This is a genomic window from Nioella sp. (assembly GCF_965215655.1).
GTDB lineage: Bacteria > Pseudomonadota > Alphaproteobacteria > Rhodobacterales > Rhodobacteraceae > Nioella.
In genome coordinates, this window is record NZ_OZ244111.1 from 3,891,739 (window position 1) to 3,917,183 (window position 25,445).

19 protein-coding genes are annotated in these 25,445 nt (G+C 55.6%); 6 read left to right on the plus strand and 13 right to left on the minus strand.

Annotated elements, in window-relative coordinates; genetic code table 11:
- Window positions 1–11: 11 nt before the first annotated feature.
- The gene (locus ACOOEX_RS19380) at window positions 12–1,904 is read right to left on the minus strand and encodes a DUF6492 family protein (RefSeq protein ID WP_420396366.1); all 1,893 of its coding nucleotides are present in this window, start codon (window positions 1,902–1,904) and stop codon (window positions 12–14) included.
- A 75-nt stretch (window positions 1,905–1,979) separates the two neighbouring features.
- Window positions 1,980–4,556 (minus strand): glycosyltransferase, encoded by a 2,577-nt coding sequence (locus ACOOEX_RS19385; RefSeq protein ID WP_420396367.1) that lies wholly within the window; start codon window positions 4,554–4,556, stop codon window positions 1,980–1,982.
- Here ACOOEX_RS19385 and ACOOEX_RS19390 point away from each other — a divergent pair.
- Window positions 4,555–5,487: an IS5 family transposase gene (locus tag ACOOEX_RS19390; protein ID WP_420394792.1), complete on the plus strand. Its 933-nt coding sequence runs from the start codon at window positions 4,555–4,557 to the stop codon at window positions 5,485–5,487. The two genes, ACOOEX_RS19385 and ACOOEX_RS19390, sit on opposite strands and share 2 nt — an antisense overlap.
- On the opposite strand, the gene ACOOEX_RS19395 is transcribed toward ACOOEX_RS19390, so the two are convergent.
- From ACOOEX_RS19395 to ACOOEX_RS19445, 11 genes are all read right to left on the minus strand, one after another.
- Complete coding sequence (locus tag ACOOEX_RS19395) at window positions 5,445–5,966, minus strand: hypothetical protein (RefSeq protein ID WP_420396368.1); 522 nt, start codon at window positions 5,964–5,966, stop codon at window positions 5,445–5,447. The two genes, ACOOEX_RS19390 and ACOOEX_RS19395, sit on opposite strands and share 43 nt — an antisense overlap.
- Window positions 5,967–6,278: 312 nt before the next feature.
- Window positions 6,279–6,953, minus strand: a complete 675-nt coding sequence (locus ACOOEX_RS19400; protein WP_420396369.1) for a sulfotransferase domain-containing protein — start codon at window positions 6,951–6,953, stop codon at window positions 6,279–6,281.
- A 78-nt stretch (window positions 6,954–7,031) separates the two neighbouring features.
- Window positions 7,032–7,712, minus strand: a complete 681-nt coding sequence (locus ACOOEX_RS19405; RefSeq protein WP_420396370.1) for an acyltransferase — start codon at window positions 7,710–7,712, stop codon at window positions 7,032–7,034.
- Window positions 7,713–7,776: 64 nt separating this feature from the next.
- The gene (locus ACOOEX_RS19410; protein ID WP_420396371.1) at window positions 7,777–10,695 is read right to left on the minus strand and encodes a hypothetical protein; all 2,919 of its coding nucleotides are present in this window, start codon (window positions 10,693–10,695) and stop codon (window positions 7,777–7,779) included.
- Between the two features lie 433 nt (window positions 10,696–11,128).
- The gene (locus tag ACOOEX_RS19415; protein WP_420396372.1) at window positions 11,129–14,389 is read right to left on the minus strand and encodes a tetratricopeptide repeat protein; all 3,261 of its coding nucleotides are present in this window, start codon (window positions 14,387–14,389) and stop codon (window positions 11,129–11,131) included.
- A gap of 202 nt (window positions 14,390–14,591) precedes the next feature.
- Window positions 14,592–15,641: an ABC transporter ATP-binding protein gene (locus ACOOEX_RS19420; RefSeq protein WP_420396373.1), complete on the minus strand. Its 1,050-nt coding sequence runs from the start codon at window positions 15,639–15,641 to the stop codon at window positions 14,592–14,594.
- Window positions 15,638–16,672 carry a Gfo/Idh/MocA family protein gene (locus tag ACOOEX_RS19425; RefSeq protein ID WP_420396374.1) on the minus strand — a complete coding sequence of 345 codons (1,035 nt, stop codon included), beginning with the start codon at window positions 16,670–16,672 and terminating at the stop codon, window positions 15,638–15,640. The genes ACOOEX_RS19420 and ACOOEX_RS19425 overlap by 4 nt, the downstream gene beginning before the upstream one ends.
- Window positions 16,669–17,508 (minus strand): carbohydrate ABC transporter permease, encoded by an 840-nt coding sequence (locus ACOOEX_RS19430; RefSeq protein WP_420396375.1) that lies wholly within the window; start codon window positions 17,506–17,508, stop codon window positions 16,669–16,671. Before ACOOEX_RS19430 ends, ACOOEX_RS19425 begins: the two co-directional genes overlap by 4 nt.
- A gap of 13 nt (window positions 17,509–17,521) precedes the next feature.
- A complete protein-coding gene (locus tag ACOOEX_RS19435; protein WP_420398392.1) occupies window positions 17,522–18,436 on the minus strand; it encodes a carbohydrate ABC transporter permease in 915 nt (304 codons plus the stop codon).
- Window positions 18,437–18,503: 67 nt separating this feature from the next.
- Entirely contained in the window at window positions 18,504–19,760 is a 1,257-nt protein-coding gene (locus ACOOEX_RS19440) for an ABC transporter substrate-binding protein (protein ID WP_420396376.1), read from the minus strand.
- 39 nt (window positions 19,761–19,799) lie between these two features.
- Window positions 19,800–20,696 (minus strand): N-acetylmuramic acid 6-phosphate etherase, encoded by an 897-nt coding sequence (locus ACOOEX_RS19445; RefSeq protein WP_420396377.1) that lies wholly within the window; start codon window positions 20,694–20,696, stop codon window positions 19,800–19,802.
- Window positions 20,697–20,843: 147 nt separating this feature from the next.
- On the opposite strand from ACOOEX_RS19445, the gene ACOOEX_RS19450 reads away from it, so the two are divergent.
- The 5 genes from ACOOEX_RS19450 (at window position 20,844) to ACOOEX_RS19470 (ending at window position 25,436) form a co-directional block, all read left to right on the plus strand.
- Window positions 20,844–21,725, plus strand: coding sequence for a BadF/BadG/BcrA/BcrD ATPase family protein (locus ACOOEX_RS19450; protein ID WP_420396378.1), 882 nt, complete (start codon window positions 20,844–20,846; stop codon window positions 21,723–21,725).
- Window positions 21,722–22,477, plus strand: a complete 756-nt coding sequence (locus tag ACOOEX_RS19455; RefSeq protein ID WP_420396379.1) for a GntR family transcriptional regulator — start codon at window positions 21,722–21,724, stop codon at window positions 22,475–22,477. The genes ACOOEX_RS19450 and ACOOEX_RS19455 overlap by 4 nt, the downstream gene beginning before the upstream one ends.
- A 16-nt stretch (window positions 22,478–22,493) precedes the next feature.
- Window positions 22,494–23,525: an SIS domain-containing protein gene (locus tag ACOOEX_RS19460; protein ID WP_420396380.1), complete on the plus strand. Its 1,032-nt coding sequence runs from the start codon at window positions 22,494–22,496 to the stop codon at window positions 23,523–23,525.
- Window positions 23,522–24,688 carry an N-acetylglucosamine-6-phosphate deacetylase gene (nagA, locus tag ACOOEX_RS19465; protein ID WP_420396381.1) on the plus strand — a complete coding sequence of 389 codons (1,167 nt, stop codon included), beginning with the start codon at window positions 23,522–23,524 and terminating at the stop codon, window positions 24,686–24,688. Before ACOOEX_RS19460 ends, nagA begins: the two co-directional genes overlap by 4 nt.
- Before the next feature lie 136 nt (window positions 24,689–24,824).
- The gene (locus ACOOEX_RS19470) at window positions 24,825–25,436 is read left to right on the plus strand and encodes a ribonuclease D (protein WP_420396382.1); all 612 of its coding nucleotides are present in this window, start codon (window positions 24,825–24,827) and stop codon (window positions 25,434–25,436) included.
- Window positions 25,437–25,445: the final 9 nt, after the last annotated feature.

Sequence of the window (25,445 nt, forward strand, 5' to 3'; positions counted from 1 at the left end):
GCTCCATTGTGTCAGGTTCGGGTCCGCAACCATTCGGGAAGAGCTTCTTCGCCCCCCTTTTTCCGGGCGGACTCAAGTGCGGACTCATTTCCAAAATCAAGCGGCGGTTTGATCAGGAAACGCTCTGCCATAAGGCTAATTACAACATCAGGTTTGAACTCCTCAATAACATCCCATTCGAAGTAAGGGGTGTGAACCGCCATCGTTTCTGAAAAGGACTCAACAAAAAAGCGCAGAATCTTCCAACCATAGGAGTCCATGAATATCACGGCACGGGGAAGCTCGGTCTTGGAGTTCTTCCATTGACCTATGTAACCCCTGTTTGAGACCCCGTTGTCCCAGGTCTTTTCTGCAGCCGGTTTCCTTGCGACACACTCGGTGTAGTGGCCAAGACGAACTGGGTCGCATTTGTCACCAAGATCTCCTTTCCCCTCAAGATCGAACTTGTCGACGTCCGATGGCTCAAGGGTAAACTCAGAAAGCGAGTAGGCTTGCATGAACGAATGATAAGCGACATAAGCGCCATAGCCGGACCAGTGAGAATCCGTTGTATGGCAGACGTGACCGTCTGCCGACGCGATACGAAGGTCCGACAGCGGGTAATACAATGGCACTTTATCTGCAAGCTCCGTCTGAATCTGCTGAACGGGCCTGATCGCGGCTGATCCATCAAGGGCCGGAATATCTTCGCGATGGATTGCGTGTGTATCCGGTGCCACGATCATGGCGTAGCGAGTTCTGTACATGTCGCAATATGCCTTGCGAACCTCAAGAAGCCTTCGCCAGTCGCGAACCTGCTGATCCGAAAGTAGCAATTCCCCTGTGTGCTGCTTAAGAGGGCTATTGCTGCCTTCATTGATAAAGAGGCGACCATTTCTTCCCTCAAAGACGATGTCACTGACGACCTTTCCCTTGGCTGGCTCTATCGGTGGGGCGACCGCGTCACTCTCCAGATTCACCTGCTCATCCTGCTTTGCCATCGCGGAAATTAGATCTAGCCCGACCGCCAATGAAGGAAACAAGCCGACTCTCTGCCAGATCTGTGCAAGCTTTATCGCATGGCTATATGAAAGCTGTTTGAACCTACGGCTGTGAATTCCAAGGGCAAATGCTGGCCCGGTACCTACTGAATCCAACAGTTTTTCAATAAGCTCTTCGTCCTGAGGCCAGTTTGCAAACAGAGTGGTGCCGAGCGAAGGACCCATACAATAGACAGTCTCCAAATCGTAATTGGCGTGAATAAATGAATAGTAAAGGAGAAACTCCGTGCGCTTATCATTATCAATTATTACATCATAAACACTTTCCCACCCCTTGCTTTTGATATGATCCAGAAGTGCGCATACGATCTGGGTGTTCATTATGTAAGGCGTTACCGTCGGCAACGTCTTCGCGTTTTCTTCAATCGTTACACCGAAGAATTCCGCGCTGTGGTTAAGACATGTCCGAAGATAGCCTGTATGATTCGCCCAACTGCTTCTGGGCAACCCGCTGTCTGAGAACAAGGTAGAAAAACTAACGTTGCAGATTAGATGGTTCTTTGTGTCTAAAACAAGGTAGAATGGCGATTTTACAAGTCGGGCCACTTCTAGCTTTAGTGATTGCTGGGCGGTATACCCATTCAGGTCATCCCTATCCGACACACTCTCGAGTCTCACACGCCGTGTTATGGTCTTGAGGGTATCAAATTGGGTTCGAATTTCATTCTCGAAAGCCGCTCGTCCCAGCTCGCCGTTTGCACAATTATCCAGAAAGATAATTTCACAAGCCAATTCAGGATCAAGATACTTCTCCAAGCTTCTAGCCAGTAGCCCAGCCATTGAAACATCAAACTCGTAGTATACGATCACTACAGAGATCTTAGTATCTTCATTCGCGTGTATGCTCAGCAAGCCGTCCGACATTTTTTATTCCTTTGGGCTCACTTGGTTGCGGCCGAATTCATCAATCCACCTGTTCTTCTGCCCTTATCAGATCAGCTAGACGATGATCTGATTAAGGTCAGGCCATGAAATCGACGTTGCGGTGTCGAAAGCACTCGCTGACATTGCGCCTAGATCCCCAGCTTGCTTCTTGTCTAGCATTTCTTTCACCGCGGCAACCAACCCTTCTGTTGTTCCATCATACAACAGGCCCGCGTTCGTGTCTTCAAGCACCTCCCTGGTCATGCCGACGCATGGAATAATCGTTGGAACACCGAAGCTTAGCGCGAACAATAGCGAACCCGATGTCAGAACCTTTCTATAGGGATAGACCGCGAAATCGGCGGCCCGAAAGAACTTCTGCATTTCTTCATCATCCGCGAAGCGATCTGTGGCAGTGATCCGAGATTTTTCTTCTGTACTCAGCGCAGGGGAAAGCCGTTTGAATGGGTCAAAACGCATCTCGCCCACGATAAGAAGCCGCAGCTTGGGCCGTTCTTTCAACATCTTGCGGAAACAGGCCACCAGCTGATCTACACCTTTGTATGGTCGAACCAGGCCTGTGAAAATGATAACATCATCATCCGGATCTATGCCCAGTTCTTCGCGCGCATCTTGGCGCGTGATGTAATCTGGATACTGTCCAACATAGCTTCCATGTTGTGAAATAAGGACTTTCTCGCGCGGGATGTCGAACACAGCTGACACTTCGGGAACAGACGATTCCGAGTGAAAATGCAGTTTGTGGCAGGCCTTGGCTAGTTCCCCTGACAACCAGGTCTCGACGTCTGGAAATGGGCCGTCATGCGACATGTGATTGTGGATCGTCCACACAACCTTTGCACCTTTCCAAGCAAGTTTCCGAATCTTCTCCAGAAATGCTTCTGCAGTCTTGCGCGCTTCCGACGGGTTGCTCACCCCTTTGAAGACAAAGTTGGTCCAGTGGAGATGAAACACAAGCTGCGCGGGATCTTCCAGCTTATCTACTGCCATTAGAGCTGCGTCCACATCTCCGGCAACGATCTGGGCGTTGTGTCGTAACTTTCCATAGAGAAGCTTCTGGTAAGGATTGTACCGGGTGTAGTCCGGCCAGAACATCACCAGTTTCTTATCGCTTCTTAGCTTGTAGGACACTCGCCTGGGTTCATCCGGATCTGGCACCGAAACTTCCCAAAATGGCAGCAACCCGGTTCGCCTTAGGGCTTCTGTAAGTACGCGATATGTGTTTTCGGTCTGGAGGCCTTCGTTCACCTTTGACGTATTCTCGTTATGCCACCTACGCTGGTAAAGAACCTCGTCAACGTGATGAAACCTTCCAACCTCGCTGAGCTTCAGAAAGATGTCGTAGTCGACCGCATTGGCAATGTCCTCGCGGAACCCCGTGGTCCGTTCCCACGCTTGCCGGCGGAACATTCGGAAATGGTGAACGATCGACGTAATCATCATCTTCTCTCGTGAGAAGACGGGCCAACTATACTCGTTTTTCAGAATTTTTCCTTCTGGATCAATTCGTTCGCAGGAGCCGTAGGCGCAAACAATTTCTGAATGCTCATCTAAATACTCCATCAACCGACGCACAGCACCCGGTTTCAAGCAGTCATCGGAATCAAGCTGACCAACATAGAGACTTTTAGAGGCGCGAATAGCCTGATTGGATGCAAAGCCAATTCCACCGTTTGGATTGTCCACCCAAAGCACCCTCGGTTCATCCCTATAGCGCGCCTCCAAAACCTGAAGCGTCTTGTCGCGCGAGCCGTCATTTGCAATGCAAACGTTAAGATCGACGACATCCTGTTCAAGAACGCTATTAATCGCACGCTCGATGTATCTGCTGGCATTGTACGCGGGAATGTAGACACTGACCTTCGGAACGTCGAACAGATTGTCTTTCTTTCGGTCCCAATGATTGGGACAAGTGTTCAGGTATGTCTGACTGTCTTCAGGATGCATGTCCGCATCTTGCAGGGGCGTCAGTTTGGGAATCGCCAGTGGGCTGAAGTAGGAGCCACAGCTGAACATCCGATAGGCGATTTCCCTGGACGCAAGAAGGGTGCTCGAAAACCGGGAATCAAGTCCGCCTGTTCGCTTCAACAACCTTGCCGTGGTCGCGATGTTCAGACCTTGTATATCCCGAAACGGATACCGACCAGTAAATGCAGTGCGCAGTGCGCTTTTTGTGAAGGGCCCAACCGTTGGGTCTGACGTCAACGGCATCTCGATAATGGGCAGCGCAAGGCGATCTGAAATCGAAAGAAGGTGCTTGGCTCTCAACAGCGCGAGCTTATCCAAAACAATCTCACCGCTAAGAAATACAATCAGATCGGAACTCTGGACAACGTGGTCGACGCGCTCAATTCCCGCGTCACTCAGAATGGGAAAGGAATGGAACTGAACCTCACCACCGCCGGGAAAAATCCGGTTCCGCCCCAAGATACCCTTGCCAGTATCTGCTGGATGGAAGATGCTTACATCCACCCGTCCATGAAAGGACAACTTCTCCACACTCTTTAGCAATAGTGGGATAGCTGCGCTTGAAGACGGAGTGAATAGGATATGTACCCTGTTGATGGGCTTTGTTGCACAAATGGGGTGAGGGATTCCCTGTGTGAATCCAGCGTGGTAGCTGGCGAGCATGAGCAGTTGGTCCCTTATGACGTACAAGACCAGGAACTGGCCTTCGTACAACACGGCGCTGAAGCAGCGCGGTTCGCTATCGATCTGGTTTGATCCCGATATGACCTGGCACGCGGCACCCACCGGCAAGCGCGGGCGGCAACCCGAGTTCAGCGACGCGGCGATACAGGTTTGTCTCACGATAAAGGTGTTGTTCGGCATGCCCCTTCGCCAGACGACCGGGTTCGTCGAAAGCCTGCTGCGGTTGGCAGGCCTTGACTGGAAAGTGCCGGACTTCAGCACTCTGTCTCGCCGCCAGAAGACCCTGAGCGTCGCCATCCCTTATCGCGGAGGAACGGGTCCTTTGCACCTGCTGATCGATGCGACCGGGATCAAAGCCGAGGGCGAGGGAGAGTGGAATGCCCGCAAGCATGGCGGGTCAAAGAAGCGCCTTTGGCGCAAGCTGCATCTTGGTATGGACGAGGAAACACTGGAGATCCGCGCAGTCGGTGTCACGACAAGCAACGTCGGCGACGCCCCTATGTTACCCGACCTGCTGGCACAGATCCCGCCCGACCAAGAGATTGCCACGGTCACCGCTGACGGAGCCTATGACACGCGCAGATGTCACAATGTGATTGCCGCTCGAGGTGCCGTTGCCGTCATCCCACCACGCAAGAATGCGCAACTCTGGAAGCCAACTACGGCGGGTGCTATCGCGCGAAACGAAGCCGTGAGGGCCTGCAAATATCTCGGACGGGCACTCTGGCGAAAGCTGACAGGCTATCACCGACGAAGCCGCGCAGAGACGAAGATGCACTGCGTCAAACTCCTTGGCCAAGGCCTGATGGCCAGAGACTTCGACCGGCAGGTCGCTGAGCTCCAGATCCGGATCGCGGTGCTCAACCGCTACACCGCTCTTGGCATACCCGTCACTGAGCCCGTAGGATGAGTCCGTCCGGGGAAAGGGGAAGCCTGCCCTTCAACCGATTTGTGCAACAGAGCCCTGTTGATGGTATCCTTGCAATCACCAGCCAGCCGCGTCGCTGCATCCTCCAAAAACCGATAATCGTTTCGTTCGCCGAAAAGTTCCGGCAACGCCATTGTCGTTGGATATGGGGAAGGAACTTTACGTTCGCTATTAAGGCGTGGAAAATCTGGCCGTAACCGGTTACTTGGATGTGTCAGGTAGTCGGCAGGATTATTAACCTTATTAACTCGAGGTGAACTTGCCTCTGCCTCTTCCAATCTACGAGCAAAAACATCATAAACTTCATGACTTAATCCCGGATGATAACGAAAGCCATCAAGAATGAACCGAGCTTCGCAATACATCTCTTCCGAAATCAACTCACGAACAGCCTTTAGTCGTGTCCACACGTTGCGGGGATTTTTAGAAATCTTTCTGAGTATTGACGAGCCAGTTCGCATGAATAAATCTCAAAAATTTGAATCTCGGTTACATGAAAACACATGGTGTTCGGTGCGTAATTTTCATGACACCCACTGCCTTAAGTTCTGCGATCTCACTTCATTTTCCACATTCGTGTGAATTCACACTCCAATGGCCACTACACAGCAAAAAATAAAGCCAGAAATTTAGATGTCTAGCTTAATTATTGTCGCCCTTACCCACTCCAAATTCTCTGCCATCAACTTATAGTGCTGAAACGAGAAATAGTCTGTACATCAAGTGTGTGCCAAAACTTTATTAGCATAATGAACCAAATCCTTTAAATAACATCAAAGTAATGATCTAAATTTTTCATAATATTCTGGGAAAGTGGAAAGTATCTTCTCTGATTGATCTCTAGACATTTCACTCTTATAGCGATCTTTCACACCCTTATTCAACCGGATCGTACTTCTTGGGATGGATTCGTTTATCTTATCACACTCCTCAGAAGAAAGCTGCTTGTTGAAAACAGAAACTGAAACCTTCCCAATGATTGACTCAGGTGAAACTCTTATTTCATTGTATGGAATAAAGAGTGTACCAGAAAGCTTTGACCAGCGATTAAGAGCGGCAACATCATCCTTGATCTTAACAACTGCGTCGTCAATTGTGTGAACCGCAGCCATTTGATTGAGCTTTCCAGCAGCTCTAGACTCTGCACCAGCATCGATCATCGATAAAGCAACATCGCGAAGATCTCGGATACTAGCAATGACCCTAATGTCGCCATCTGCTACATACTTAGACAGATCGGTATTTGTTCCAGAATGCGTTTTTTGAATCATTACGAGATCCCGCGACAAAACACGATTCTTGTTTTCCTCCATGAAAGCTTTGTTAATTTTCAAAACATCTGAACCTGTAAGTATGTCTCCCTCAAACACGTGTCTGGCAACTTGAGTTGCGATTCTGTAAGCAAATGTACTAGCACTTTTGTGAATTCCGAAACATGCTACAAGCATCCTAATACCTCCCCAATTGTAGTTATCTGAGCTGATGCTCTTTCAGGCATACAACGCGAATCTTACCATGCCGAAGGTTTAGTTTTCAATACCAGGAATCACCGTAAACTCGCGAGACCAAGAAACACCCTCTCTGACTACTCTAGCTGGGTTTCCGGCAACTACCGAGTTATCCGGCACATCCTTTGTTACGATCGCATTTGCGCCTACGATTGCACCATCACCAACTTTCACACCGCTACCAATGTAAGAATTCTTTCCAAGCCAAACATGATTACCCAATACTATCGACCTTTTATAGTTAATAAGACGCCCAGTACTCAGATCAAATATGTCGTGCTGATCACTTGGCTGTAGTGTAATGTTGTGAGACAGCATGCAATCATTCCCAGTAACAATAGAAGCACCAGACACATTTGTACTGCAATCATTACTCGAACACTGACGCCCAATGTGGATATATGACGCTTCATACATCATCGCTCTAAGGTTGAAATTTTTACAATCTTCAATTATGAAGGCAGCCTTGGGAGATCGAAAATTCAGAGAGATTACTCCCTGAAATCTACCAATTGCTATGAATGGTCGCTTACGAGTGTCTGGTAAGATCAAACGAAGTTGAGATTTTCTCTCTTTTATGAGCTGAATAGCCGATTCTGTTACATTAATTTTTATTCTCTTATCCTCACCAACCTTTAAGTTCGGATACTCTTGAGATGGAAGGGACAGTTCTATGAACTTTTCTCCCTTCTTCTCCATTTCCTTTATCCTGCTCTTCGCTTCTCTAATTGGGTTCTTATATTCTAAGCCTCGTTCCTGCATGCTAATCTCGCGTATTATAGATTTTGTCTAGCTCTATGCGTTTCTTTACCGCCTCTTCGCTTGTATCGTTGTTCCACGTGGAATCCGAGGCTTTTTCTGCAGTATGACTGCAAAGGTCAGGCAAGACCAAGGATATTCGATACTGCTCAGTTAGAGAATTTGGAGATTCCTTCCACTGCCAAAGATCGAAGTGGCTTCCACGCACAGGACCGGGGTTGCCGCGGCGAAGGCCATCGGAGAACCACCAGGACAGCGGCCCGACACTGGCCATCACTTCCGGTGTCCCCATGAAGTTCTTGCCGTCGATGGAATCACTCGCGATCACGCGATTACCCTTCCACTCGAAGTCGGCGAACCCCGGGTGGACCTCTGTATAATAACCCGACACGAAGCCGAGATAACCTGGCATGCATTCACTGGCGAGCCCAACCATCCTGGCAAAGTAGCTTGACGGTTCCTTGATAAAACAATCGTCCTGTATATAGCAGATATAGTCTGGCTTCAGCTCACTACGATTGACCGTGTTGCGCTGAAGGTCATTCAAGCTGTTCCAAGTATAAGGCAGGCCATGCCGCTCTTTGGTCCAGAGAACCTGATCAATTTCCGCACTGTACTGGTTGATGATCGACAAAGTCCCTGGGTCCAGCGTGTCGATCGCGACAAACAGCCGGTGATCATATGGCGACATGCGCATGGCCTGAATCAGCTGAGCAAGGCTGTCTCGCAAGCACCATGGGCGTTGCGAGGTCGTCATCATGACATCGATAAGTTTCGGCTTACGCAGAAGCGTCGTTTGCCCTTCTTCCGACAGCATGAGATCACTTACGCGCTTGCCGAAGCGCGGCTTCCACTTGTCTTTTTCGTGGCCGCGAGGAAGATGCGCCTGAGCCACCCTCATTCGCAATCCCTTGGTCCGTATTCCACTAAGCAGGGCGTAGGAGCAAAGCGCTTCTTCTAGCCGTTTCTTGCGATCGACTAGCTCTGGCACCATGCCGTGGACAACCTCCTTCTTCTCGCGCACTTCATCCCAGGTCAGTCGATCCAAGAAAGCTAAAATGTCGTCGGCAGTCGCCTTGTAATAAGGGGCATACTCTTGCTTGCCGGTCTCTTCACAGGAAATGCGAAAGCTGTTTTCGGCACTTGTAACATCTTTCATCGGATGACCATCCAGAACTGCTGGCACAGTGCCAGAGGCCCATGCTTCTAGGATAGATAGTCCGTTGCCCTCGCAGGCATTAGGAATGAGATTGATATCAGCCGTCGCATAAAGCTCTTTCATGGCATCGTAGTCAGTGGACCAATCAATCACAGTATTGACCTGTGAGTGCTGATTCAGGCTGTCTTTCACATCCTGGGGAAGCGCGCTTCGGAACTTCAGATCAAAAACAATATCGGTTCGCGTGAGTCGCTGAATAGCCTCAACGACCTCGTAGGGATGCTTCCGCGAATGATCATCATAGTCGTTTCCGACGTAAAGTACTCGGATCGGTTCTTTAGGGTCCGTCTTTATTTCGGAATCTCTCGGTTCGAAGTTTGCGGGCCACGGCAGATGCAAGACTTGAGAATTCTGGAAGGTCTCTGACAGCTCTTCCATTCTGTAGGGCGTGGGACAAAGCACTGCCTTCGCATGAACCTTCGCAAGAGACAGGGTCTTATCTGAAAGCCAGTCCAGGTTCATATAGAACACTTTGAAGGCGCCCTCAAATCCCCGGTCAAACTGCACAAAACGTTCGAAATAAATAACCATCTTAGGCGAATCAATATCGCGAGGTTCAATCCAATGCTTGCGAAGCGGGTGATCCACGCGCGGTTGCATGTGATATGAAATCTTGTAAGGGAACTTGTTCTTCTCAAGCAGCTCTGTAACCTGCTCCAATTGAACAGTGAGGCCTGCCGTTGAAATCGGAGCCCAAAGGAGTATCATCTGATCCTGTCGGTCGCGCGGTGACAAGGATTTCTTCGGCGCTTCGCTGATTGTCCGACTACCGATGGAACCGGTCCAGAACGGCTGTCGACCTTCTGGGCTGCTTCGCAAGCTGACGGAAGTCACCTTTGAGAAGCTTTCGGCAATCTTGAACTCTATGCCTGCGCCCTCGATTTCAATCCCATTGAACTGGCCGGGTTTGGAAATTGAGATCGGCGAAACATCCTTTGATGCATCTCTTGACAGATAAATGGTCTTAGACCTTGTTATTGCCCGCCCGGATAAACCACCATCCTCCAACTTGAAGTTGTGATAATAGATTGGGCATTCTTCCAAAGTTCCCACCAGGTCGGAAGTAGATTTAGTTTCAAAGTTCGCAATCGGATCAACAACTTGTTCGTTAATCGATTCCTCTTTATCCACCGCAACTTTTGCATCGAACCAATCACAAGTGACATCCGCAATAAGGATCTGAGCATTCAACGGAAGATCCAAGACGATATCAGTGCGACGATTGGTTCTGGCCTTTCCTACTGCGAAGGCTCCGTAAACCTCATACCATTGCCCAGGTTTGATTTTGCGGGAATGTGCCGGCGCTTTTGGATAGGTATTTCTGCTATCGCTGGACAGGTTGGATTCCACGATATGTGGCTTGATAGACGGATTTACTGCCCCTGGTTCTACCATCAGCACAATCCGGCTACCCAAGACGGAGACTTGGTCGAAGTTTTTCGACAGGGCGAGATGAAGACGGACCCATCCTTCTTGGCCTTCCGTCGACACATGAAGAATTGATTGGCCGTTTAGCTCAATTTTCTTGGCGGAAGTGCTTGCAATTGTTCCGTGCTTCCATTCCAGAGAAACATTACTATTGTCATCAATTGAGTTGCTAACATTAATTGGGAAATCAACCGGCATTTGATTTGATTTTTTCATCATCACATTCCAAACTTCTAGCTTCATATTATTCGCAAGCCACCTGATTGAACCGATCATCTAGGCTCTGTCTGGTTCGCTCCCCGAATAGAGGATGTCAGAACTTTCAGCGTAAACTGCAAGAGGTGCCCATGCTGACCAAACTTCTTCTCATCTCCGTGTTCTTAGATGAACCAGACCAACGGAAAGGCACTTACACAGCTCAAGTTGATCCAAGGTAATTTACCCGTACTAACCTGCGCCAAGTAGGCCGACTTCAAACCACCCCGCTTGATGCTGTTGTTACCGCAACGCTCTTGGTCTGTCTTTAAACATAGCCAGAAGAGTAGGTCCAGATCAGGTTTTGCTCGCGCTCTGAATGAGCCGACATGTACAAACAATGGGCACCTGATACTGGATCGTGATGGATTCCTGACCGCTCATGCGTCATGTGGCCAATGCCTTCCGTGCTTGGCTCGTCGTCAGCTTGCGACCATCAGCTGCACCAATCACTCTAGTGTGCGGTTTTTAGGGTGCTAAACCAGTTCATAGCAGTAGATTTGTAAGATAGACGGATGTGGGTAGCCACATCCCTTTGCAAGCGATGCATTGGCATAAGCCACACGCCCGCGCTAAGTGTTCCGTCTTTCTTTGTACCATGCAGCGCAACCGCTCTTGTCACTGCACCTGGGCCGGTTGCCAGCCAGATGCTCTCTCCTTGTGTTGCGCTGAAGGCTATCGAAGCGCTTTCCAACGCTGACCGAATGATCGGATCCTTTGGTTGAACTGCAAGGAAGTTATTCCCAACGCTCATCATGGGTTCCTGAAAGCCGACAAATCGACATCTCAGGTTCAAGAATGACGAAAGCGGATTCAGGCTGCGGTCATCAGCATCCATGTACACCCCCCCCTCATACCAAAGGACCGCAAGGCGAAAGATATCCGCCTTTGCCGCCGCGTGTGGAGCAAGTCGAAATCCTCTCAAAGCTTCGGTTTCGCCCTTCTCCGCAAGGTAGGATCGCGCCTCCTGCTCACTGAACCGTCTGAATTCGAAGTCGGGGTTTAAGGCCTTGTTTTCGTTGATGACAGCGGCAACCTGATCCGGCAATTCCCTGCTGTCCCAGAACTGGAATACCTGCTTGGGAATCCTTGAGGTTAATCGAGCATCGAGGCGACTCTCATCAAAGCTCTCGGTGACTTGTCCAGCCCTCCACATTGCGCCCAGAAGACAAAGCGCTGCGGTCATGCTGCTTGGGTTATCTTCAAGATGAGACCGGAAGTAACGCATGGCCTTTCTCTGGTCTGCCCCAACAGCGCTGTGTCGTTGGATCTCAGGTGGCTCGGAAAGACGGTATTCGTTCAGGATTTGCCCCGGAATAGAACTTCTTACCTTGTTGTTCGATCGGCCAGTCACATCGTTTGTGACTCGAAGCTTCATCGCCTTTAGGTGGCTTTGCCAGGCATCAGCGGTCATCCCCAAAGCAAGCTCGATCTGCGACCGTTTGCTCCAGAGCTCTCCTCTTGTCGGGTCGTATGCAATTGCCTGCTTGATGAACTGTTTGGCTTCCCCCGGTTGAACCTCAATCAATGCAATTGCGGCGCGCGTCAGGCATTGTTCCCGAGACAGGATCATGCCACCATTTGGCATCTTATCAAGCACTTCTCTGGCACGATCACTATAACCTAGAAGAACAAGCAGACGCGCAAGCTTCAAACTCATCTGAGCATGCCCTGGGTATATTCGCAAAGACTTCTCCAAGCGGTCTATGGCTTGGGTGTAGTTTCCAATAGCCTTGTCAACACTCGCTAGAAAGATCTCAAAGTCAGGCGACAGGTTCGGAGTGTCGAAGACAGTCTTCAACACGTCCTTTGCCCCCATAGCGTCGTCCTGTGCCAGATGAAATCGGGCGCGGGCGCGCAGGACGTCCAGGCTGTCGGGAGCCAGACGTTCGGCTCGGTCGATGATGTCCTTGCAGGGCTCTTCTTGCTTGGCCGCCAAAAGAAACCGAATGGCTGCCAGTTGCGATGCAAGATGCGCAGAGCGGCGCTCAGCATAGGCCTGACAGTGCTCTATCGCGCTGCTCTGCTGACCCAAGCGGCTCAGCAGCCGCCAATGAGCTTCATTCAGGTCGCGATTGTCGGGGAACTGCTGAACGGCCACCTCAGCCCGAGACAATGCCAGCGACAGATCACTTTGACGATCCGCCGACCGAATGGAAAACAGATGCCAGTCAGACTGCGTCTCGGCCAATCCAGAATGCTGCTGCAACAGTGCGTCGACACGATCAAAGCGACCTTTTCCAAGCTCCAACTTGACCAGCGTCAGAATAAGCAAAGGCGAAGGCGAATGGGCCATCGCCGCTTCCAGAACATCCACGGCATCGTCTAGGCGACCAGCCAAAACAAGCAGGCGCGTGTATTCCCGTGTCAGTTGAGGGCTGCGGCCACTTTCGGATTGGTGCGCGTCAAGCAGAGATAGGGCAGCATCCGCGCCCTCGGTCTGCTCAACCACCTTTCTGGCGATCTGCAAATATCGCACGCGCTTCATGTCAGAGGTCTCTGCCTCTCGCAGCAGCTCTCGCGCAGCTCCGCCATCGTCATGTTCCAGCGCAAGCTCGATCAGGATCGGCAGGACCGACCCGTCGCGGACGGAAACCGGGAGGGATTGGCCGAACAGCCAAGCCTCCGAACCCCGCCCCAACTGCCGCAAAACGCCAAGCTTCTGCGCACACAAAACCGCATCGTCCGGAAACTGCACAAGCCCCGCTTCCAAGGCAGACAACGCACCAGCCGCGTCGTCCTGTGCCAGATGAAATCGGGCGCGGGCGCGCAGGACGTCCAGGCTGTCGGGAGCCAGACGTTCGGCTCGGTCGATGATGTCCTTGCAGGGCTCTTCTTGCTTGGCCGCCAAAAGAAACCGAATGGCTGCCAGTTGCGATGCAAGATGCGCAGAGCGGCGCTCAGCATAGGCCTGACAGTGCTCTATCGCGCTGCTCTGCTGACCCAAGCGGCTCAGCAGCCGCCAATGAGCTTCATTCAGGTCGCGATTGTCGGGGAACTGCTGAACGGCCACCTCAGCCCGAGACAATGCCAGCGACAGATCACTTTGACGATCCGCCGACCGAATGGAAAACAGATGCCAGTCAGACTGCGTCTCGGCCAATCCAGAATGCTGCTGCAACAGTGCGTCGACACGATCAAAGCGACCTTTTCCAAGCTCCAACTTGACCAGCGTCAGAATAAGCAAAGGCGAAGGCGAATGGGCCATCGCCGCTTCCAGAACATCCACGGCATCGTCTAGGCGACCAGCCAAAACAAGCAGGCGCGTGTATTCCCGTGTCAGTTGAGGGCTGCGGCCACTTTCGGATTGGTGCGCGTCAAGCAGAAATAGGGCAGCATCCGCGCCCTCGGTCTGCTCAACCACCTTTCTGGCGATCTGCAAATATCGCACGCGCTTCATGTCAGAGGTCTCTGCCTCTCGCAGCAGCTCTCGCGCAGCTCCGCCATCGTCATGTTCCAGCGCAAGCTCGATCAGGATCGGCAGGACCGACCCGTCGCGGACGGAAACCGGGAGGGATTGGCCGAACAGCCAAGCCTCCGAACCCCGCCCCAACTGCCGCAAAACGCCAAGCTTCTGCGCACACAAAACCGCATCGTCCGGAAACTGCACAAGCCCCGCTTCCAAGGCAGACAACGCACCAGCCGCGTCGTCCTGTGCCAGATGAAATCGGGCGCGGGACTGTGCCTCACGTGCGGCAGTAAAACGATCATTCATTCAAATTGCCCAAACCTGCCTTGTTCATGAACACCAACTGCTTAGCGCATCCTATCCTCTGCCAGGCGGTACAACGATCTTACTCAATGACCATTGCCGCTAGTGTGTCTACTGTTGCAGCAATAGCAAGCCAAGCATTGCAGACTTGGCACCGCAATCATGCGTTGAAGAGACGAAGAGATAAAGCCTCTCGTCGAATGGTTTAAGGATGGACTATCTCACGCGCCAGAACTGACATCGAGCCGCTCAACCCTTTCAGCATTCTGCTCCCATCAGGTCCAAAAACGAAACAATCGGTATCTGCAAAGTCGATTCTGATCGCCTGATCCGTCTGAATACTGTGCTGACCGAACAGGCGCAGTGTCACAGGCTGCCCGTCTTCCGTCGTCGCAAGAACATTGGTGTCCCCACCCAGATTTTCGACATGGGTTACGGTTGCCTGCAAACGGCCCTGATCCGTGATGCGCAGATATTCCGGGCGGATTCCGATCATCTGGCCCTTTGCGCCTCCAACCATCTCGGCAGGCAGGAAGTTCATCGCAGGAGACCCGATGAACCCGGCCACGAACTGATTGGCGGGGTTGTTGTACAGCTCCATCGGGCTGCCGACCTGTTCTACCCTTCCATCGCGCAGCACGACGATCTTGTCGGCCAATGTCATCGCCTCGATCTGGTCATGGGTGACGTAGATCATCGAGGCAGCAAGGGTCCGGTGTAGACGGGCGATTTCCACGCGGGTGTTCATGCGCAGGGCCGCGTCAAGGTTGGACAGCGGCTCGTCGAAAAGAAACAGCTTGGGCTGGCGCACCACGGCCCGGCCAATGGCAACCCGCTGACGCTGACCGCCCGACAGTTCCGAGGGGCGACGGTCCAGATACTCGCCAAGCGACAGCATCCGGGCAGCCTCGGCCACGCGGTCCTCGATCACCTGTTTCGGCTGGCCTTCCTGTTTCAGGCCAAGTGCCATATTGCCGCGCACCGTCAGGTGCGGGTAGAGCGCATAGCTCTGGAACACCATGGCGATACCGCGTTTTGCGGGGGGGACGGCGTTCACCTCTTCACCGGCGATCTCGACCGTGCCCGAAGTCGCATCCTCCAGCCCTGCAATCACCCGCAACAACGTGGACTTTCCGCAACCGGAGGGGCCGACGAAAACGACAAACTCGCCGTCCTCAACCTCCAGGTCGATGTCTTTCAGCACATGGACGGAGCCGAAGGATTTATTGACGTTTTTCAGGCTGAGGGCGGTCATGATGTGCGGTCCTTCAGGTCGATCGGTTTGCCGGTGCGGATGCTTTCATCTGCGGCAAGGCAAATGGCCAGCGATTGCACGGCGTCATTCATATGGCGGGTCAGGTCGATATCCTCGGCAATGGCGCGCAGGATGTAGGCTTGTTCGGCGGCGCAGAGATCGTCATGGCCGGGTTCGTCCTCCATCTCGATCAGCTGGTCGCCTGTGGGCCGGTGGACAAGGATCCCGCCCACCTTGGTGTGACCGTCTACGTCGTCGGAGGATCCCTTGTTGCCTTCGGTGATCGAAACCGCGCCATTGGGGCTGACGATATCCTTCACGAAAAACGCTGTTTCCGACATCATCGGGCCCCACCCGGCCTCGTACCAGCCGACCGATCCGTCCTCGAAAATCACCTGGAATTGGCCGTAGTTGTACATGTCGGGCGCGATTTCATCGGACAGGCGCAGGCCCATCCCATGGACGCGCACCGGGGCCGAGTCGGTGATCTGGCACATGACGTCGACATAGTGGACGCCACAATCGACGATCGGACTGGTGGTCTGCATCAGCGATTTGTGGGTTTCCCAGGTCTCACCGGTCGATTGCTGGTTCAGGTTCAGACGGAACACATAGGGCCCGCCCAACCCGCGCGCCTCGGAGATGAGCCGCATCCAGGAGGGGTGATGGCGCAGGATATATCCTACAACCAGTTTCCGCCCGGACGCGGTCGCGCAATCGACGACACGCCGTGCCTCAGTCGCGGTCATGGCCAGCGGCTTTTCCACGAAGACATGGGCGCCTGCCTGCATCGCCGCAACGGCATAGTCGGCATGGGTGTCGGTGTAAGTGGCGATCACGGCCAGTTCGGGAGAGACCTCTGCCAGAGCCGCATGGAAGTCGGTGAAGACGGGATAGTCCTGCAACTCCGGGTGATCCGTATGGCCCGACCGGTTCACCAACCCGACAATCTGCGCATCGGGGTGACGGTGATGCGCAAGCGCGTGGCTCAGCCCCATATTGCCGAGGCCTGCAATCAATACGCGGGTCATTTGACCGCCCCCGACGTGATGCCCCGGATCAGCTGGCGCGAGAAAATGACATAGAGCACCATCACAGGCAGGATCGCCATGCCAAGCGCCGACAGAACCGCGTTCCAGTCCGTGACGAACTGGCCAATGAAGACCTGGCTGCCGAGGGTCAGCGTCTTGGTGGCCTCGGCCGGGGCCAGGATCAGCGGGAACCAAAGGTCGTTCCAGATCGGGATCATGTTGAAGACCGCCACCGTCGCCATTGCCGGACGCACCAGCGGCAGAACCAGCCGGAAGAAGATCGTATATTCGCTCAGCCCGTCGATTCGGCCCGCGTTCTTCAGATCATCCGACACCTGTCGCATGAATTCACTGAGGATAAAGACGGCGAGCGGCAAGCCCTGCGCGGTATAGACGAGGATCAGCGCCCAAAGCGTGTTGACCAGCCCGGTATCCACCATCAGCTCCAGGATCGCGACGGTGCCGATACGGATCGGGATCATGATGCCGAGCGCCAGGTAGAGCCCCATCAACGTGTTGCCCTTGAACCGGTATTCGCTAAGGGCAAAGGCGGCCATGGCCCCGAAGAGCAGAATGAAAAACAGCGACGCGACAGTCACGATCATCGAGTTCTGGAAGTATCCAAAGAAATCGCCCTGATTGAAGACGGTCTCGTACCCCACGGTCGAAAAGCTCTCTGCATCCGGCAGGGCCAGCGGCTCGCGGAAGATCGCGCGGCGGGTCTTGAAGCTGTTGATCAGGATCACGAAGACCGGGAACAGCGCGATGACCGTGTAAAGGATCAGGATGCCATGCGCGGCGGCGATGTTGACGGGGTTTCTGCGGGCCTTGTTCATGCTCTCTTCCCCCTTAGAACTGATACCGGCGCATGCGGGTCTGGATACCGAAAAGGTAGATACAAACCCCGATCAGGATGATCGCAAACATGGCGCTGGCAATCGCTGACCCCATATGCGGATCGCCCAGTTGCAGCTGGAAGCCGAAGAAGGTGCGATACATGAAGGTGCCAAGGATGTCGGTCGAATAGTCCGGCCCCGCCAGTGCGCCCTGCGCCGCGTAGATCAGGTCGAACGCGTTGAAATTGCCCACGAAAGTCAGGATCGAGATGATCCCGATCGAGGGCAGGATGAGCGGAAGCTTGATCTTCCAGAAGGCGGCAGCGCCGGTGATGCCGTCGCATTCGCCTGCCTCCAAAATCTCCTCCGGGATCGACAGAAGCGCGGCGTAGATCAGCATCATCGGGATGCCGACAAACTGCCAGACGGAAATCAGCGCCAATGTGGTCAGCGCAGTGCTTTCCAGACCCAGCCAGGGCAGGAAGAAGGCGTCAAGCCCGACCGCATCCATCATCCCCGGTGCGATGCCCCAGATCGGTGACAGGATCAGTTTCCACGCGAAGCCGACAATGACGAAACTCAGGATCGTGGGCACGAAAATCGCGGTGCGATAGAGCGCAGCAAAGCGCAGGCGCGGGTGGCTCAGGATCGCGGCCAGAAGGATGCCGATCGGGTTCTGCACCAGCATGTGAATGAGGAAAAACCAGAAGTTGTTGCCAAGCGCATTCCAGAACGCGTCGGACCATAGCGGGTCCCCGAACAGCGTTCGGAAGTTGTCCAGCCCCACGAACACGCGCGTCCGGTCGACCTCATCAAACAGGGCCAGCCGCAGGGTGTTGAAAAGCGGGATGATCATGATCGCCGTGTAGACCAGCACCGCGGGGGCGAGGAACACGAGGATATGCCATCTGATCGGGGGTTTGCGCATCATGGCCTCCGGGGACTTGGGGTCCGGGCAGCAAGGGGGCCGCCCGGACAATGTGCAGCAAGGGAGGTTACTGCTGCGGTTCGTACCAGCTGGCCAGACCTTCCTGCAGGCGGGCGCTGACCTCTTCGGGGGTTTCCACCCCACGGATCACCTGGGCCGACGCGTTCCAGGTTTCGTTTTCCAGGTTCGGGGTGCCGCGCGACAGGATCTGGTAGGTGGAGCGGATGGTCGAGTTGCACTCACCCCGCCAGGACACGAACTCCTGCGCCAGCGGATCTTCCATGGCCACGTCGAAATTCGACAGCGAGAAGAAGCCGGGCAGGGCGTTGGCGTAAATCGTGGCAAACTCTTCCGAGCCGACCCATTCCAGGAAGATGCGCGCCGCTTCGGCGTTCGGGGATGCCGGGTTCAGACCGATGGCAATGTCGGTGTGATCCGAGATATAGCATTCGTCACCTGTGTTCTGCACCGGAGGCGGGAAGGCCCCCATGGCGAAATCGGCCTGCGCGTTGAAGCCGGTGATCTCCCACGACCCGGCGGGGTAGATGGCCGCGCGGCCAAGGGTAAAGAGGTTCTGGCTGTCGGGATAAGTCTGCGCCTCGAACCCGCGGCCCAGATAGTCGCCCCAACGGGCAAGCTGACGATAGGGGGCAACCCAGGCCTCATCGGTCAGCGACTGTTCACCGGCGATCAGGGCAAGACGGCCTTCTTCCCCGCGCCAGTAGTTCGGGCCGATGTTGTTATAGCCCATGGTGGCCGCTTCCCACTGGTCGTTGGTGCCCATGGCCATGGGGATGTAGCCGCCATCTTCCTCGATCGCGTCGAGAACGGCAAAGAATTCATCCACAGTGGTGGGTTCTTCCAGCCCAAGCTCGGCAAAGGCGTCTGCGTTGTAGATGAAGCCGTGGATCACCGAGGCCATCGGGACGCAGAAGGTGACGGAGCCGTCATCGGTCTGCCACGCGGATTGCGCCACGGAGGAGAAGTTGGCCATCGCCTCAAGGTCGCTAAGATCGGCAAGGTGGCCATCTTCATAAAGCGCCAGCGAGGCGTCAAAGGGGCGGCAGGTGATCAGGTCACCGGCGGAACCCGCTTCCAGCTTGGAGTTCAGGACGGCATTGTATTCTGCCGGGGCCGAGGGGGTGAATTCCACGTGAATGCCGGGGTGGTTGGCTTCGAATGCAGGGATAATCACGTCCTGCCACAGCAGCAGGTCGTCGTTCCGCCAGCTTTCGATGGTCAGGGTCACATCCTGGGCCGACGCGACGGTTCCCGCCAGAATGGTGGTCGCCAGAAGGCCGGCGCCGAGTTTCTTCATGGACATTTGGTTTTCCTCCCTAAGGTCCTGGTTAAAGCCCGCGTCTCAGGCGTGGCTGTGCAAAGCCGCCATGGCGGCACGAAGTCGGCCGTCTGCTTTTGTCAGCAGGTCTTCGGCCAAGGTCAGATTTGCGGCGCCCATGGCCAGCAGGACGGCGGGTTTGACCCGACCATTTGCCGTCGCAAGGGCGGTTTCGGCCCGCTCATGCGGGACTGAAGCGATATCGGCCACCATGCGGATGGCGCGGTCGCGCAGTTTGTCATTATCGGCGCGCAGGTTGACCATCATGCCGTCATGCACATGGCCCAGGGCAACGCCCATGATCGTTGACATGATGTTCAAAGCCGCTTTTTGGGCCGTGCCCGCGCCCATACGGGTGGAGCCCGAGATGACCTCGGGCGGGGTGGGCAGGCAGATCGCCACGTCAGCAAGGGCCAGCAACGGGGTGCCGGGATTGTTGGCCAGCCCGATCACATGCGCCCCGCGGTCGCGTGCGATGGCTGCGATTGTCAGGGCGTAGGGCGTGCGGCCAGAGGCGCTGAGCAGGATGACCGCGTCCCCCTTGGCAATGACGGCTGCGGCGCTTTCTGCCTCGCTGGTATCGTCTTCCGTGTCACCGGGCATCGCGGCGTCCTTGGGGATACCGCCCGCCATCAGGATACGGGTGCGTTCCGGTGGCAGTCCGAAGGTTCCCGCCAGCTCGCAGGCATCCGCCATGGCCATCAGGCCGGACGACCCCGCCGCTGCATAGACCAGCCGCCCGCCAGCGCGAACGGCCTCCGCCATAAGCTGACCGCCCCGCGCGATGTCCACCGTTGCAGAAGAAACAGCCCGCAACGCATCAAGCTGACCGGCCAGCAATGTGGCCCCGATCTCTTCAACCGGGCGCATATCCAGCCCTCGGGCGGCGGCGTGCAGCTGTTCTGTCTGGCGTTGAGGCATGTGATTCCCCCTCCTGACAACAGAAGATACCATTTACGTACCTTTAAGCCAAGAGGGAATGTTCTTGCTGCATTTCGGCCTATTTTGGTAGTAAAAATTCGATACCACCCCTAGAAATTCCTATAAAGGTATTGTAATGGTTTCTTCATGACACAGACCAAGTCAAACCTCGTGATCGGCGTTGACGGTGGGGGCAGCAATTGCCGCCTTGCCCTCGATACCGGCACGCGCGTGTATGAGGTCAAATGCGGGTCGGCCAATGTCTCGACCGACCTGCACGGGGCCTTGGCCACACTTCGCAATGGCTTTGAATCTCTTGCACAATCCGCCGGGCTGACGCTTGACGACCTGCGCCATGCGCGGGCCTATCTGGGCCTTGCCGGGGTTGTCAGCCCGAAGATCGCCGCGACCGTCGCCGAGGCGCTCCACATAGACAATGTCGTGGTGGAAGATGACCGAATCGCCGCTGTTGTTGGCGCTCTGGGGGACGATGACGGCGCTGTGATAGGCATAGGCACCGGGTCGTTTCTTGCGCGGCGTGCCCACGATCATATTGAGTTGATCGGCGGTTGGGGTTTCGTCCTCGGAGACGAGGCATCAGGCGCCGATCTTGGCCGAAAGCTATTGTCACGCGCCCTTCATGCATCAGACGGTCTGATTAAGGGGTCTGCCCTGACAACCGAGATCCTGGACGAACTGAACGGACCCGCCGGAATAGTCGGCTTTGCCGCAACGGCCCGGCCGGTGGATTTCGCCCATTTTGCACCAAGAATCGTTGCGGCGGCCAGGGCGGGAGACGAAATCGCGACCACCCTGATGAAGGATGGCGCGGCCTATATCGTGTCCGGCCTCAACCGGCTTGACTGGAAACGGGAGGAACGGCTTTGCCCGATTGGCGGGTTGGCACAGCGATATGCAGACTTCCTGCCTGCGAATATCGCCGGGGCACTGTCCAATCCGGATGACTCCGCGCTCGCGGGGGCCCTGACCCTCGCTCGGCGCCTGCCACGAAGCGGAGGCACGACATGAAGATCACCGATTATCTCAAGGCGGATGGCTGGCTCGATCAGGTCGCGGGGCCGCGCTATGTGCAGCTGCGCAAGCGGATCGAAAAGGCGATGGACCCTGAGGTTGGAATTCTGCCACCCGGCGCGTCCCTTCCCTCGGAACGAGAGATTGCCTCTCTGACCGGCCTGTCGCGAGTCACCGTGCGCAACGCGATTCAGGCGTTGGTGGAGTCGGGGACAGTCATTCAGCGGCAGGGGTCGGGCACGTTCGTCACGGAAAAGGCACAGCGGGTGGAGCAATCGCTGTCCCATCTGACCTCGTTTTCCGAGGACATGTCCCGGCGCGGGATGAAGTCGACCTCGGTCTGGCTCGAACGCAGTATCTGCCTGCCGTCACCCGAAGAAACCATCGCGCTGGCGCTGTCTGCCAACGATTCCGTCGCGCGCATTTCGCGGCTGCGCATGGCCGATGATCGGCCCATGGCCATCGAGCGTGCGGCGCTGCCCGTCGACATCCTGCCAAACCCGATTGCCGTCACGACTTCGCTCTATGACGTGCTGGAACAGGACGGGAATCGCCCGGTCCGCGCCATCCAGAAAATCTCGGCTATCAACTTGGGCCAAGACGACGCCGATCTGCTCGGTGTGGCCGAAGGGGCCGCCGGCCTGCGGATCGAGCGCGTGTCCTACCTGCCCTCGGGCCGGGTCGCTGAATTCACCAAATCCATATATCGCGGCGATGCCTACGATTTCGTGGCAGAGCTGCGCCTGTAGCAAAGGCAATCAAACCATGACCCATCAGTCCACCCAGATGCGCCGGGAAATCCTGGAGATTCCGCAGGTCGTCGCCCGTCTGGTGGCCGAGAAATCGGCCGGTATCGCCGCCATCGCGGACGCCGCCCGTGCTGCCGACCCCCGTTTCGTGGTCACCGTGGCGCGCGGGTCGTCTGACCATGTCTGTACCTTCCTGAAATACGCGATCGAGCTGGAACTTGGCCTGCCCGTGGCCTCTATCGGGCCTTCGGTTGCCTCGATCTACGGGGCCGATCTGAAACTGGCCGGTGGTCTGTGCCTCTCTGTCTCTCAATCGGGAAAAAGCCCCGATATCGTGTCCATGGCCAAAGGGGCTGGCAAGGGCGGCGCCTTGACGGTGGCCATCACCAACGACCCCGCGTCGCCACTGGCGCAGGCATCGGCCCATACAATCGACATCTTCGCTGGCCCTGAACGCAGCGTCGCGGCGACCAAGACCTTTGTGACCTCTGCCGTGTCCGGCCTGCTGCTGCTGGCCCACTGGTCCGGCAATGACACTTTGCTTTCCGCCCTGAAAGACCTGCCCACCCATCTGGAACGTGCCGTCTGGCTGGATTGGCCGAACCTGCGCCGCGCCATCGGACAGAAGAAATCGCTCTTCACGCTCGGGCGTGGGCCGTCCTGGGCCATGTCAAATGAGGCCGCGCTCAAGTTCAAGGAAACCTGCCAGATCCACGCCGAAAGCTATTCGGCGGCAGAGGTATTGCATGGCCCGGTTTCCATCGTCGAGGAAGGGTTCCCCGTGCTGTGCTTCGCCGTGGGTGATGCGGCAGAGGCGTCAGTGGTTCAGGTCGCGGACAATCTGGCCGCGAAAGGAGCCAGCGTGTTTCTGACCTCCGATCAGCCGTCTGGCGCCACGCAACTGCCGCATGTGCGCACGGGCCACGCGCTGACGGATGCAATCGCGCTTATGGTGTCCTTCTATACGATGGTCGAGCGGGTCGCGGCAGATCGGGGCATCAACCCCGACACACCGCGCCATCTGCGCAAAGTAACGGAAACCGTATGACGGAGCATCGCACAGCCTATCTCTGTCCTCGCATTTTCGATGGCGCGGCCTTTCAATCAGACAGCGCGCTGATCGTGGAACGCGGCCGGATCTTGGCGATTGTCCCAACAGGCGATCTGGATGACACAATCCCCCGCCGTAGCCTTCCCGGTGGTCTGCTCGCACCGGGCTTTGTAGACCTGCAAGTCAATGGCGGCGGCGGGGTGATGCTGAACGATGACCAGTCCGTCGATGCCCTGCGCCGCATCGCCCGCGCCCATGCCACGCTTGGCGCAACCTCCATCCTGCCAACGCTGATCACCGATGCGCCCGAGAAGACGATTGCCGCCATCAACGCGGTCGAGGCCGCCATTGCCGCCGACATTCCCGGCATCGCCGGACTGCACCTGGAGGGGCCGCACCTGTCGGTTGCCCGCAAGGGTGCGCATGAGGCGCGGTTCATCCGCCCCATGACCGATCGGGATGTCGAAATCCTGATCGACGGTGCGCACCGATTGCCGGTTCTAAAAATGACCGTTGCAGTCGAGAATGTGACCCCGGCCCAGATCCGGCAATTGACCAACGCGGGGCTGATCATCTCGCTTGGCCACACGCAAGCAAGCGCCGCGCAGGTGCAGGAGGCCGTGGACGCCGGGGCCACCTGCGTGACCCACCTGTTCAACGCCATGAGCCAGCTTGGCAATCGCGAACCGGGTCTGGTGGGCAGCGCGATCTGCCAGCCGGAACTCTCAGCGGGTCTGATCGCCGATGGTATTCACGCGCACCCCGACAGTATTGGAATTGCCTTACGGGCCAAGGCAGGTCCGGGAAGAATCTTCCTTGTCAGCGACGCGATGGCCGTTGCCGGATCCGACCTGACAGAATTTCATCTTGGCGGGCGCAAGGTTCTGCGCAGAGAGGGCCGGCTGACGCTGGAGGACGGCACTTTGGCCGGAGCGGATCTGGACCAGCTGACAGCCATTCGGAACCTGATCGGATGGGGCTTTGCCGATCCGGCAGGTGCACTTGCCATGGCAACCTCCATTCCGGCCTCTGTTATTGGCGACAGCACAGGTTTGGGACGCCTCGAACCCGGCGTTTCGGCGGATTTCCTGCACATTGAACTCGATGGCACAGGGCCGGCAACGGTCTGGCAAAGGGGCGTAGCTGTAACGGCTGGCTAGGCCGGATACCGCCATTACACCGTGTGCGATTGGCAAGCCCGCCCCAAGTTGCCTATCTTTCCGAAAGGTGACATGAACCCAGCCAGAGAAACATGGGGTAGCTGCGGCCCGGCCTGCGATTGATCAGGGGAAGACGATGACGATCCATCTTTACAAGAACGACCTTCCCGACGGGCTGGACCTTGGGCCGGTTGTGGCTATCGACTGCGAAACGATGGGTCTGAACCCGCAGCGCGACCGGCTTTGTCTGGTGCAGATGTCAGGCGGGGATGGTCACGCGCATCTGGTGCAGGTCGAAAAGGGCCGAACCAAAGCCCCGAACCTCGCCCGGATGCTAGAAGACCCCGAAGTTCTGAAACTCTTCCATTTCGGGCGCTTCGACATTGCCGCAATGTATCACGCCTTCGGCGCGCTGGCCGCACCGGTTTTCTGCACCAAGATCGCGTCGAAGCTGGTGCGCACCTATACCGACCGCCATGGGTTGCGGAACCTGTGTCAGGAGCTGTTGAACGTCGACATTTCCAAGATGCAGCAAAGCTCTGACTGGGGCGCGCCGAAGCTGACCGATGCGCAAATGACCTATGCCGCGTCGGACGTGCTGTACCTGCACCGGCTGAAGGAAATTTTCGAGACAAGGCTGGACCGCGAAGGCCGGACCGAGATCGCCCAGGCCTGTTTCGATTTCCTGCCCACCCGTGCCAAGCTGGATCTTGCGGGCTGGCCCGAGATCGACATCTTCTCTCACTGAGGGGACGGA